The organism is Paenibacillus naphthalenovorans (assembly GCF_900099895.1).
GTDB lineage: Bacteria > Bacillota > Bacilli > Paenibacillales > NBRC-103111 > Paenibacillus_G > Paenibacillus_G naphthalenovorans.
Window position 1 is genome coordinate 79,835 of the sequence record NZ_FNDY01000010.1, and the last position, 12,207, is coordinate 92,041.

General features: G+C 51.4%; 10 protein-coding genes and 1 other annotated feature (1 of these 11 running past the window's edge). Of the genes, 3 read left to right on the forward strand and 7 right to left on the reverse strand.

Annotation, left to right across the window (positions count from 1 at the left end; all coding sequences use genetic code 11):
* Nucleotides 1-204: a binding site (T-box leader), on the reverse strand; it reaches 96 nt to the left of the window's first position.
* Nucleotides 205-389: 185 nt separating this feature from the next.
* Complete coding sequence (locus BLT35_RS12270; RefSeq protein WP_074728175.1) at nt 390-3,467, forward strand: transglycosylase domain-containing protein; 3,078 nt, start codon at nt 390-392, stop codon at nt 3,465-3,467.
* A gap of 71 nt (nt 3,468-3,538) precedes the next feature.
* Here BLT35_RS12270 and acsA read toward each other — a convergent pair whose 3' ends face one another.
* Nucleotides 3,539-5,263, reverse strand: a complete 1,725-nt coding sequence (gene acsA / locus BLT35_RS12275) for an acetate--CoA ligase (RefSeq protein ID WP_062407832.1) — start codon at nt 5,261-5,263, stop codon at nt 3,539-3,541.
* Between the two features lie 149 nt (nt 5,264-5,412).
* Here acsA and BLT35_RS12280 point away from each other — a divergent pair, with 149 nt between their 5' ends.
* Nucleotides 5,413-6,045, forward strand: a complete 633-nt coding sequence (locus BLT35_RS12280) for a GNAT family N-acetyltransferase (protein ID WP_054818043.1) — start codon at nt 5,413-5,415, stop codon at nt 6,043-6,045.
* Nucleotides 6,046-6,062: 17 nt separating this feature from the next.
* Nucleotides 6,063-7,244 carry an acetoin utilization protein AcuC gene (locus tag BLT35_RS12285; protein WP_074728177.1) on the forward strand — a complete coding sequence of 394 codons (1,182 nt, stop codon included), beginning with the start codon at nt 6,063-6,065 and terminating at the stop codon, nt 7,242-7,244.
* An 88-nt stretch (nt 7,245-7,332) separates the two neighbouring features.
* Here BLT35_RS12285 and BLT35_RS12290 read toward each other — a convergent pair whose 3' ends face one another.
* From BLT35_RS12290 to BLT35_RS12315, 6 genes are all read right to left on the reverse strand, one after another.
* Nucleotides 7,333-8,718 (reverse strand): glycine--tRNA ligase, encoded by a 1,386-nt coding sequence (locus BLT35_RS12290; RefSeq protein WP_054818042.1) that lies wholly within the window; start codon nt 8,716-8,718, stop codon nt 7,333-7,335.
* 46 nt (nt 8,719-8,764) lie between these two features.
* Nucleotides 8,765-9,469: a 5'-methylthioadenosine/adenosylhomocysteine nucleosidase gene (locus BLT35_RS12295; RefSeq protein ID WP_074728180.1), complete on the reverse strand. Its 705-nt coding sequence runs from the start codon at nt 9,467-9,469 to the stop codon at nt 8,765-8,767.
* Between the two features lie 36 nt (nt 9,470-9,505).
* A complete protein-coding gene (ccpA, locus tag BLT35_RS12300; protein WP_074728182.1) occupies nt 9,506-10,525 on the reverse strand; it encodes a catabolite control protein A in 1,020 nt (339 codons plus the stop codon).
* Nucleotides 10,526-10,672: 147 nt separating this feature from the next.
* A complete protein-coding gene (locus BLT35_RS12305) occupies nt 10,673-11,089 on the reverse strand; it encodes a hypothetical protein (RefSeq protein ID WP_054818040.1) in 417 nt (138 codons plus the stop codon).
* 88 nt (nt 11,090-11,177) lie between these two features.
* Nucleotides 11,178-11,591 (reverse strand): VanZ family protein, encoded by a 414-nt coding sequence (locus BLT35_RS12310; RefSeq protein ID WP_062407827.1) that lies wholly within the window; start codon nt 11,589-11,591, stop codon nt 11,178-11,180.
* 39 nt (nt 11,592-11,630) lie between these two features.
* On the reverse strand, nt 11,631-12,164 hold the full coding sequence (locus tag BLT35_RS12315) for a type 1 glutamine amidotransferase domain-containing protein (protein WP_074728184.1): 534 nt from the start codon (nt 12,162-12,164) through the stop codon (nt 11,631-11,633).
* Nucleotides 12,165-12,207: the final 43 nt, after the last annotated feature.

A 12,207-nucleotide genomic window follows, 5' to 3' on the forward strand; every position in this document is an offset into this window, starting at 1 on the left:
CAGTCTTGGCTTTCACTTCAGCAGGATAACGGGGGTTGCCCGATCGGAAGCTACCGGCCTGATACCGTATGATACGGCCATCGGGCGTTCCCTTCCGCTGCTCCGGACTGTAATTCGGTATAAGGTCAAGTACCGGTTTCCACCGTCCACCGGCTCTCTGAAAGCTTGTCTCCTTATCCTACTGATGTCCTTCAACGCATTTGGATCTGATGCAATTAAGCTTAGTTATACCATACGTTTGCTATCGGTGTCAAACGGCCCCGTTTGTGCTTGCGGCATAAGCCAAACATCATGAACAGTGATCCTGAGAGCCTAATGCCGCTGTTCGGCTTGACTCTATATGCTATAATGTTTAAGTAATGTTTTCCAATCGGGAGGAAACCGTAGTTATGGAAAAGGAACAAAAGCCTCAAAACTATAAAGAGGTTCTGCAGTCCATCGGTAAATACACGCTGCTCACTTTCAAATGGATGTTTATCGTTGGAATGATCGCCGGATTTCTCGGGGGAGGGGCCGCGTTCGGATACGTATCCGCTTTAGTCAAGGACGATCCCGTCCGCAGCAAGGAAGCCATGGTCGCCCAGATGCAAGACGATGCACAAACCGGATTCGTCTATTTTCGCGATAATACGCTCGTTGGTCAAATCCGTACGGAGGAAGACCGCCGTTTGGCCAATTTGAACGAAATTCCTCAACTGGTGATTGATGCCGTATTCGCCATTGAAGATAATCATTTTTATGAACATAACGGGGTTGACGTTAAAGGGACGATGCGCGCCGTTATCCAAAAGCTGCTGAATGAAGACGTCCAAACCGGGGGCAGCACCATTACCCAGCAGCTGGCCAGACGCGTTTACCTGTCATTAGATAAAGCCGACAGCCGGAAGGCCAAGGAAATACTGCTTGCGATGCGAATGGAACGCATTATGTCCAAGGACCAGATTCTGCTCGCTTATTTGAACAAAATTCCATACGGCAACGGTTCTTCCGGCTACAATCTATATGGGATCAAAGCGGCTGCGAAAGGGATTTTCAACATTGAAGACTTAAACCAGCTGAATGTTGCCCAAGCGGCATTTCTGGCTGGCCTTCCCCAGCAGCCGAGCAATTATTCCACCTTCAACAGCAGCGGGGTGTTCGACGGCGCCGCCTTCAAACGCGCGGTGCAGCGCCAGCAGCTGGTGCTCCGCCGAATGTTGGAGGAAGGAAAAATAAACGATCAGCAGTATCAGGAGGCACTTCAGTTCGATTTGAAAGGCTCGCTCGCTGAACGGGTGAAGAAAGCTTACTCCACCTATCCTTATTTGATGATCGAGGTGGAGAAGGAAGCCGCGAAAGTGCTGCTGAAAGCAGAACACCCGGATTTGGACCAGAAAGAAAATCCGGAGCTCTATAACGAAGAGCTCAAAGAGATTCAGGCGCAGCTCAAGCGCGGCGGATATCATATTTACACAACGATCGATAAAGAAATTTACGACTCGATGCGTGACATCGCTCAGGATCCGAAAAACTTCTCACCGGACGATAAAGTCAAAGGAATGGAACAAATCGGAGCGGTCATGATAGAAAGCAGGACAGGTGCGATTCTTGGCATGATGGAAGGCAGGGATTTCTTTAAAGAGCAGTTGAATCACGCCACTCAAGCTTACCGCCAGCCGGGGTCCACGATGAAGCCGATCGCCGCCTATTTGCCCGCCATGGAAAAAGGCCTTCAGCCCGCATCAGTGATCGATGACTCTCCGATCATCCTTAAGGACGGTACCCGGGGTTATCACATCCCGGAAAACTGGGACAACAAATATCGCGGGCTGATTACTGCCAGAAGAGCTCTCGACCAATCGTACAACATTCCGGCGATCAAACTGTTTTTGGACGTTGTCGGCATTAAGGAAGCATGGGAATTTGCCGGAAAAATGGGGATTAAATCCATCACGGAAGCGGATTATGTTGCGCAAACCGGTGTTATCGGCGGCTTAAAATACGGTGTAACGGTAAAAGAATTAACCAACGCCTATGCAACGATCGGCAACAACGGAGTTTATAACGAAGCGTACTTGATCCAAAAAATAACGGACTCCAATGGCAAGGTCATCTACGAGCACCAGTTGAATCCGTCCACCGCTTTTTCCGAACAAACGGCTTATCTCATGACGGATATGATGCGTACCGTGATTACTTCGGGAACGGCGACAGATCTGATGAAGAAATTCAAACATTATGGAAAAGTACCGATTGTCGGGAAAACGGGTTCCACACAGGACGATGCGGATGCGTGGTTTATGGGGTACACCCCGGATATTACCTTAGGCGTGTGGGCCGGGTACGAGCTGCCGATCCATAAGCTGAGCAAACAAACCGGCGGGACGAACCGCGCCAAAAATATATGGGCGCTCACTATGAACATGGCGATCGATAAGCGTCCTGAGCTGTTCCCTACCAAGAAATTCAATCGCCCGGACAATATCGTACAGATGACGGTATCCAGCCTATCAGGCAAGCTTCCGAGTCAAGCGACCATAGAGGCGGGGAAACAGGTAACGGACTTGTTTAACAAGAAATTCCTGCCGACCGAGGAAGACAATGTGCTCGTTAAACTGCCGATCATTACTTATAACGGAATCAATTATATTGCCCAAGCCGAAACCCCGGCCGATTTCGTTCAGGAGAAAATGGTGATCCGCAGGGAAAAACCGCTCAACGAACTGTTTGCAGAGCTGGAGAGCGTCATTAGCAAGCTCCCGGCAAGCCGTAAAAGAAGTTTAAGCTTCTATCGCCCGACTGACTATGATATGGACGCACCGTCAAAGAATGATCCGAGAACAGATGACGGGAAACCCCCTGCAGCGCCGACAACCGTTGTCTCCACCCGCTCGGGAGATACAAGTGTCATTACGTTCCAGGCCAGCGGCAGCGCGGATATCGTCGGATATCGTCTCTATCGTTCTTCCAACGGCGGACCGTTCCAACGGGTGAACGGCAAAGTGGTCATTGCGGGAGAGGAAACGAAGTTTACGGACACCACGCCTGGCGCAGGCGTATTCGGATATTACATCACGGCGGTAGATGTAGCCGGCAAAGAATCCGCGCCAAGCCAAGCGGCTTATACGGATGGATCGCTGGGGCAGCCCCTATCGTCTTCGGGCAAAGAAGATCAGCCGCCGGGCTCTGATTCCGGAAGTGCGGAAAAGCCTGACCAGGTTCCCTCCGCTCCATCGGGCCTGAGCGTAAGATCCAGCGGCGGCGGGATTGAGATGAAGTGGAAAGCCAACCCCGGCAAAGACCGTGTGAATCAATATACCGTTTACTACAGCGACAAAGAAGACGGAAGCTATTCCAAAATCGGCACCGTGACCGGGGCAACACAATTCCGCTACTATGCGGTCTCGTATGAAGGGTATTACAAGGTCTCGGCAACAAACGATCTGGGGGAATCCAAGCATTCCGCGCCCGTAAAATATAAAAAGTGATACGTTGTGATTTACAGCAAACAGACCCGGTCAACGAAGACCGGGTTTGTTTATGCAGCTTTGATTTGTTATTAATCTTCAATCGTCGAGAGGTCGCCTGTCGGCAAATTGAGCTCCCATGCTTTAAGCACGCGGCGCATGATCTTACCGCTGCGGGTTTTCGGCAGCTTATCTTTGAATTCAATCTCACGAGGAGCAGCGTGCGCAGACAGCCCTACCTTAACGAATTGTGCAATATCGGCCTTCAACTCTTCAGAAGGAGTATAGCCTTCCCTCAGGGCAATGAACGCCTTAATAATTTCTCCGCGCATCGGATCCGGCTTGCCAATAACGCCCGCTTCTGCGACAGCCGGATGCTCGATCAGCTTGCTTTCCACCTCAAACGGGCCCACACGCTCCCCGGCCGTGTTGATGACATCGTCGATTCGGCCTTGGAACCAGAAATACCCATCCTCATCCATATACGCGGAGTCTCCGGAAATATACCATCCCGGGATACGGAAGTACTCCTCGTATTTAGCCGGATTTTTCCATATTTTACGCATCATCGACGGCCACGGCGTCTTCACGGCCAGATTGCCCATACGGTAAGGCGGCAGTATGTTGCCTGCATCGTCGAGAATCGCCGCTTCTATACCGGGCAGCGGCTTGCCCATCGAACCGGGACGGATCGCCATGCACGGATAGTTACAAATCAGGTGGCCGCCGGTTTCGGTCATCCACCACGTATCGTGGATTCGCTGACCAAATACCTTCAGCCCCCAACGCACGACCTCCGGGTTCAAAGGCTCTCCAACGCTAAGCACATGGCGAAGTGAGGACAAATCAAATTGCTTTACAGTCTCGTCCCCCGCACCCATCAGCATGCGGAATGCGGTCGGGGCGCTGTACCATACCGTGACCTTGTATTTCTCGATCGTCTTGTACCAGTCCTGCGGACTGAACCTTCCTCCGCGGATGACATTGGTCGCACCATTAAGCCATGGCGCAAAAATACCGTAGGAAGTGCCTGTAACCCAACCGGGGTCGGCCGTACACCAGTACACATCCTGCTCCTGAAGGTCAAGCACGACCCGTCCGGTGTAATAGTGCTGCAGCATCGCATTATGAACGTGATATACGCCTTTCGGCTTACCCGTGGAACCGGAAGTGTAATGGATTAGAAGCCCGTCTTCGCGGTCTACCCATTCCAGCTCAAGCTCCTCGGAAGCGGAGGCCATCTCTTTATAAAAATCAACTTGGCCTTCAGCAAGCGTGATATCCTGCCCCACTAGAATGATGTGCTTCAAATGCGGCAGTTCCGCCGCAGGAACCCTCGAGAGCAAAGCAGGCGTCGTGATGATGGCAACCGCTTCACTGTCCTCCAAACGATCCTTGACGGCGGTTTCCATGAATGCTTCGAAAAGCGGTCCAACGACAGCGCCGATTTTGATCGATCCCAGCAGTGCAAAATACAGCTCCGGCGTGCGCGGCATGAAAATAAATACACGGTCGCCCTTCCCTATCCCGAGCTTGCGAAGCACGTTGCCAAAGCGATTGGACTGCAGCTTCATATCGAGGAAAGTGTATTTCTCGTCTCTTCGGTCATCGCTGTAATACAGCGCTACCTTGTCTCTCCGGGTCGAATCGGCATGACGGTCAATCGCCTCGTGGGCCATATTGACTTTTCCCGTATCCGACCAGGTAAACGTCTTTTCGACGGCTTCCCAGTTGAAGCCGGCACGCTCTTCTTCATAATTTTTCATATTGGATGATGATGATACGGGTGCAATGCTTTCTATATTCGCGCGGTCCACTACACATACCTCCCAAAATCCAGCTTACCCATTAATTTAAAACGCTTTCATAAAGCTCTATTTTATTATACCATAACCCTTTTTATTCGACCAATTTTTTGTTATGCTACTACGTAGTGAAGGTTCTGGAAGGGAGTCGGTCTGCACAGATGGAACATATCAAAATATATCATTCCCTGGTTATCCCGTATCAGAACACCGAGATGATCGTTGAGGGCCCTATACCGCCTGAACGGCTTCGCACATACTCCCTTCATCCGGATCTGGATGCGTTTCGGCGGCCGAAAGATCAGTGGGAAGCCTTGGTAGAAATAGCCGAACTGCCGGAAGGAAGGATCATTGCCGCACGAATCTCCGATCAAATCATAGGATATGTCACCTTCCATTATCCGGATGAGCTGGAGCGTTGGTCCGAAGGCGGGATGGACGATCTGATCGAGCTTGGAGCCATCGAGGTCGCTAACGATTTCCGCGGTATCGGACTGGGCAAAAAGCTGATCAAGCTGGCATTTGAAGGTGAGCAATTGGAGAACGTCATCACATTTACAACGGAATATTATTGGCATTGGGATTTGGAAGCTACCGGGCTCACGGTCTGGCAGTATCGCAATATGATGGAGCAGCTGATGAAAAGCGTGGATATGGTCTGGTATGCCACCGACGATCCGGAGATTTGCTCTCATCCTGCAAACTGTCTGATGGTACGCATCGGCAAAAACGTACCGTTGTCCTCTGTCGAGAAATTCGACCGTGTTCGGTTCCGGCAGCGGTTTATGTACTGATGGAGGCGTGAAAAGTCATGAATGCCAAAGCCTTGTTCATTTACGACGAGAATGAAACCGCATACCGTTTTAATGACAGCCATCCGTTTAATCAAAAAAGATTAATTTTGACCGTGGACCTGCTGCGAAAAGCGGGGGCTCTGCCCCCCGAATCCGTCATTTCCCCCGGTAAAGCAGCGGAAGCACAGCTTTACCATGTGCATTCCAGGGAATATGTTCAAGCCGTCACCGCCCTTAGTTATCCGGAACCTGAACAGAAATGGCTGCAGCAAGCGGAAAAATACGGGCTGGCTACGGAGGATACCCCCTTCTTTCCAGGCATGAACGACATTACCATGGGCTTGGTCGGCGGGTCGATTCGAGCTGTGGACGCTGTCATGACCGGGGAAACGGTGCATGCGCTGCATTTGGGCGGCGGACTGCATCACGCCATGCCCAGCAAAGGGTCGGGCTTTTGTGTATATAACGATGCGGCGATTGCCATTGCGCATGCTAAAAGCGCTTACGGCAGTCGAGTACTCTATATCGATACGGACGTGCATCACGGTGACGGCGTGCAGTGGAGCTTCTATACGGACCCTTCCGTATGCACATTCTCCATTCATGAAACAGGGAAGTATTTGTTCCCGGGAACCGGAGCGGTGAATGAACGGGGAGCCGACTCCGGGTTCGGGACAACCGTCAATGTGCCGCTGGAACCCTACACCGAAGACGAATCGTGGATGGAATGCTTCAGCGAAGTGCTTGGCAAAGTGGCGGAGCAGTTCAAGCCTGATTTAATCGTTTCACAGCACGGCTGCGACGCGCATGCCTTCGATCCGTTGGCACACATGCACTGCAGTATGGAAATATACCGGGCGATGCCGCGCTTCATTCACCAACTCGCACATCAATATTGCGGCGGTCGTTGGGTGGCGCTCGGCGGAGGCGGGTATGAGATTTGGCGAGTCGTTCCGCGGGCCTGGAGCCTGCTTTGGCTTGAAATGAGCGAGCACGCGATCATCGGGCAGCTGGAGAAGGACCCGGAGCTGGCTCTGCCGTCTTCATGGCTTAAGGAATGGCAGCCCTACTGCAGTGAAGCGCTTCCTTCCACATGGCTAGATCCTGTAGAAACCTGGGAGCCGATACCTCGCCGAAACGAAATTACACAAAAAAATAGGCAAACCAAAGAGCTTGCCATGCTGTATTTGCCCAAATAAATGTGCTGAACGGAAGATCGGCGATGATCCGCCGAATAAAGAAAAAGCCCGCTGACCTGCGACAACCGGTTCAAGCGGGCTTTGCCTGTTAAAATTCGATTTTTGATTCAAGGAATGCTTTCAATTCGCTGATCGGCATCCGTGTCTGCTCCATCGTATCGCGGTCGCGAACGGTCACCTGTCCGTCCTGCTCGGAGTCGAAATCATATGTGATACAGAACGGGGTACCGATCTCATCATGGCGACGGTACCGCTTGCCGATCGATCCGGCTTCGTCGTAATCCACCAGGAAATGCTTGGATAAGTCGGCAAATACTTTATTCGCCCCTTCCGAAAGCTTCTTGGACAGCGGGAAAATCGCCGCTTTGTAAGGCGCCAGTGCCGGATGCAGGTGCAGCACCGTACGGCTGTCATCCCCTTCAAGCTTCTGTTCTTCGTAGGCGTTGATCAAGAAGGCCAGCGTCACACGGTCTGCACCAAGCGAAGGCTCGATACAGTAAGGAATGTAGCGCTCGTTCGTTTCTTGATCGATATAATGGAAATCCTCGCCGGAATGCGCCATATGCTGCTTCAAATCATAATCCGTGCGGTCAGCGATACCCCAAAGCTCGCCCCATCCGAACGGGAATTTATATTCAATGTCGGTAGTACCATTGCTGTAATGGGACAGCTCATCCTCGGAGTGATCCCGCAGACGAATGCTAGTTTCCGCCATGCCTAGAGACAGGAGCCAGTCACGGCAGAAAGAACGCCAGTACTCAAACCATTGCAGATCTTCCCCCGGCTTGCAGAAAAACTCCAGCTCCATCTGTTCGAATTCACGGGTCCGAAACGTAAAATTGCCCGGTGTAATTTCATTTCGGAAGCTTTTGCCGATTTGGCCGATGCCGAACGGAAGCTTTTTGCGCATCGTACGCTGTACATTCTTGAAGTTGACGAAGATGCCCTGCGCTGTCTCCGGACGCAGATACACGATGTTGGCGCTTGATTCCGTCACGCCCTGGAATGTTTTGAACATCAGATTGAACTGGCGGATTTCTGTATAATCCATAGCCCCGCAGTCCGGACAAACGATGCTGTGCTCGGCAATCAGCTTTTCCATATCGGCAAAGGATAATCCGTCCACAATCATCTCGATCCCTTTTTCCGACAAAGCATTCTCGATCAGCTTGTCCGCACGGTGACGCACCTTACACTTTTTGCAGTCGATCATCGGGTCGTTAAAATTGCCTACATGGCCCGAAGCGACCCAAGCCTGAGGATTCATCAAAATAGCCGCATCCAAACCTACGTTATAAGGCGATTCTTGAATAAACTTTTTCCACCATGCGCGTTTGATGTTGTTTTTGAGCTCCACTCCCAGTGGACCGTAATCCCAAGTGTTCGCGAGGCCTCCGTAAATTTCGGAGCCGGGAAAAATAAACCCTCTGTGCTTTGCCAGAGCGACAATTTGATCCATTGTTACCGATGACATGATTGAACGACTCTCCTTATCTATTTTAAAGCGCTGCGGCAGTTTTTTATTGCAGCCGCTTCAGTAATTGATCTACAATACGGTATGAATTCTCTGAAGCCTGGACGGTAAATTCCGCAAAGTTCACATGCGCCGAACCATCCGCTTTATCGGACATGGAGCGAATGACGACAAAAGGAACCCCGTTCATGGTGCAGACTTGAGCTACAGCCGCGCCCTCCATCTCCGTGCAGGCTCCCCCGAGCTCCGTGTACAGCTGCGCCACCGTTTCACGGCTCGCGATAAACTGGTCTCCGGAAAGCACACGCCCTTCTTTCACCCGTCCGCCGAATAACTCGCCGCTCACTTCCACAGCAAGCTTCCGTAAATGGTCGTCTGCGGCAAACAACGATGTCTCTTCATAAGGTATCGTGCCCCGGGGGAAGCCAAGCGCCGTTACGTCCATATCGTGCTGCAGGCATTCCGTCGATACGACGATATCCCCCACGTTCAGATCCGGATCTACCGCCCCGGCCACTCCGGTAAACACAATGGAGTCCACCCCGTATGTATCAATCAAAATTTGCGTCGTTACGGCAGCGTTTACTTTGCCCACACCCGATTTGCAGAGCACGATCGGCCGGCCATGAAATTGTCCTTCATAGAACACCACGCCCGCCTTTACCGATTCGTTTACCTGATCCATATGGTTATGGAACAGTTCGACCTCTTCCTTCATCGCCCCGATGACGCCGATTTTTGAATAAGCCAAGCCAAGTCCTCCTTTACAAAAAGAAGTGGCTCACGTTTAGCGTGAAGCCACCGAATTTCTTTGAATGATATCGTGAGGTAACGTAACCTGCGTCAGCTCCGAGGCATCCTTGGTTTCCTTGTTCATCAGCTTGGTCAAAAGACGCATCGCCACGGCGCCGATATCATACATCGGTTGAGCTACCGTCGTCAGCTGAGGCCGAACCATGGACGCCATCCGGATATTATCCACACTGATGACGGATACATCATCCGGCACTTTCAGCCCGTTGTCCTGAAGCGCATGAATCGCGCCGATCGCCATTTCGTCCGTCGCCGCAAAAATAGCCGTAGGACGCTCGTCCAGCTCCATGAAATATTTCGTGACCTCAAGACCTGATTCGTAACGGTAATTACCGATACGGACATAATCCTCACGCAGCGGAATCCCGGCCTCCTCCAACGCCTTCTTGTAGCCTTGGTAACGCGCATATCCGTTCGTCGGATCCTGCAGAGTTCCGGATATCATGGCGATTTGACGATGGCCTTTCTGAATCAGCAATTGCACCGCATCGTAAGCGGCCTTCTCATGGTCGATATCGACCGACGGGATGGTCTTCTGTTCATCCGCCGTCGCGCAAAGCACGACCGGAACCGAAGAGGTCTTGAACGCTTCAATATGCTCTTCCGTGATAGCGCCGCCCATAAAGAGAAGTCCGTCAACCTGCTTCTCGAGAAGGGTGTTGATGACGCGTATTTCTTTATCCTTCTTTTTGTCCGCATTGCAAAGGATAATATTGTAGTGATACATGTTGGCGATATCTTCAATGCCTCTTGCGACCTCGGAGAATATCGAGTTGGAAATATCGGGAATGACCACGCCGACGGTTGTCGTCTTCTTGCTGGCCAAGCCTCTGGCCACCGCATTCGGACGATAGCCTAAACGCTCAATGGCTTCAAAAACTTTCTTCCGTGTTTGCGGCTTCACGTTGGGATTGTTGTTGACTACTCGGGAAACGGTCGCCATGGAAACGCCCGCTTCTCTTGCTACATCATAAATTGTCACAGTCACGGCCATTCTCTCCAATGTTAAAAATTATAATGCGATCATGTCATTTAGCCTTATCATACGACAAAATGCCTGATTTCGCAACGAATATAGGCTTAATCCTATGTTCATAGTATCAAATTACATCAAAAAAAGCCAACTGCAGGGCAGCGGCTTTCAAAAATCGTGTACTGTTATGGCATGTTTGGCGATTTGAGACAAGCGTTTTCTAATATCATCCACCCACGGCCCGTCGTTAAGCGACTGGGCAAGAAGCAGCAAATCCAGCAGCTCGTTGATGCGTTCCTGGATGATGGCTTCCACCGGATCGGAAGCCCGATTCTTATCCGTCACTTTTACCATCAGATGGGCGACTTCGCTGACCTCCTCGAATTGCAGCTGCTGCTTTTCCGGCTTGCTGCCAAGCGTTCCGATTAATCCGGTCAGCTCCGGCTTCACCTCGGGATATACTTCACTTCGGCTGCAAGCTTCACAAGAAAAAACAGGGACGTTTTCGATTTCAACTTTGTTTTGATAAATCACGGTGCGGAGGCGGATACCCATGTATTCACCGCATTTGCACTGCTTCTGCAACGATACCACTCCTTTATGACGACAGCCAACCCTTTCTCCATAGGTTCAGATATTCTACCTTGGTTCAACTTTTCCTTCCGAAAGGCGGTTAGTAATATTTAGCACCGGAGAGCCGGCCGTACCAGCGCCGGACAAAAGGAATATAGAGCAGCAGCATGGCTAGTGCGGCTCCGATAGCGTCATTGCGAATATCCTTGAGATCGGGCGTCCGCCCCGGAACGAACGATTGGTGGTATTCATCGGTCACGCCGTACAGAACACAAAGCAGTATAACGGCAAGCTTAACTCCAAGGCTTAACCGCTTCGGACGCCATGCCCATAGATATGTCCAGGCCAAAATAAAATAGGCCGCAAAATGTCCCCAATCAAAGCCTTCCATCATCGGAACAAAGCGGCGGACGATGTCCAGCCAGCCGCCCACATCTTCCCCTGTCCGGGAAGACAAATAAAAAATGACCGCCATCCACAGCAGGGAAGGCAGCCATCGAATGAATACATGCATTCCGTTTTGGCTCCTAACTGCTATCAACTTGCCGAAGCTTTATTTGCGGATATACCCGGCCAATACGTCGACGAACGTTTTCGTAAATGCGGGAAGATCCGGGGGCCTGCGGCCGGAGACGATATTCCGGTCCACTACAACCTCTTGATCCACCCAGATGGCTCCGGCGTTCTCCAGGTCGTCCTTAATCCCCGGGGTCGAGGTCATGGTATAGCCCTTACAAATTTTGGCGGATGCCAACACCCAGCCGGCGTGACAAATATGGGCAATCGGCTTCTCGGCAGCATGAAATTCCTTGGTGAGCCGAAGCACGGATGCATAACGGCGCAATTTGTCAGGGGCCCAGCCGCCGGGGATATACAAGCCAATATAGTCCTCGGAACGAACTTCATCCAGAGCATGGTCGGTTGTCAGCGGAACCCCGTATTTGCCGTGATATACCGTATTGGCTTTGGGACCGGCGAGGTGCACCTCCGCTCCGGCCTCCTTCAGCCGCAGCACCGGATACCACATCTCCAAATCTTCAAAATCCTCGTCTACAAAAGCAAGCACTTTGCGGCCTTTTAATTCCATCTTCGTTTTCCTCCCACAAATTTATGGATCGTCTCTTGCAACG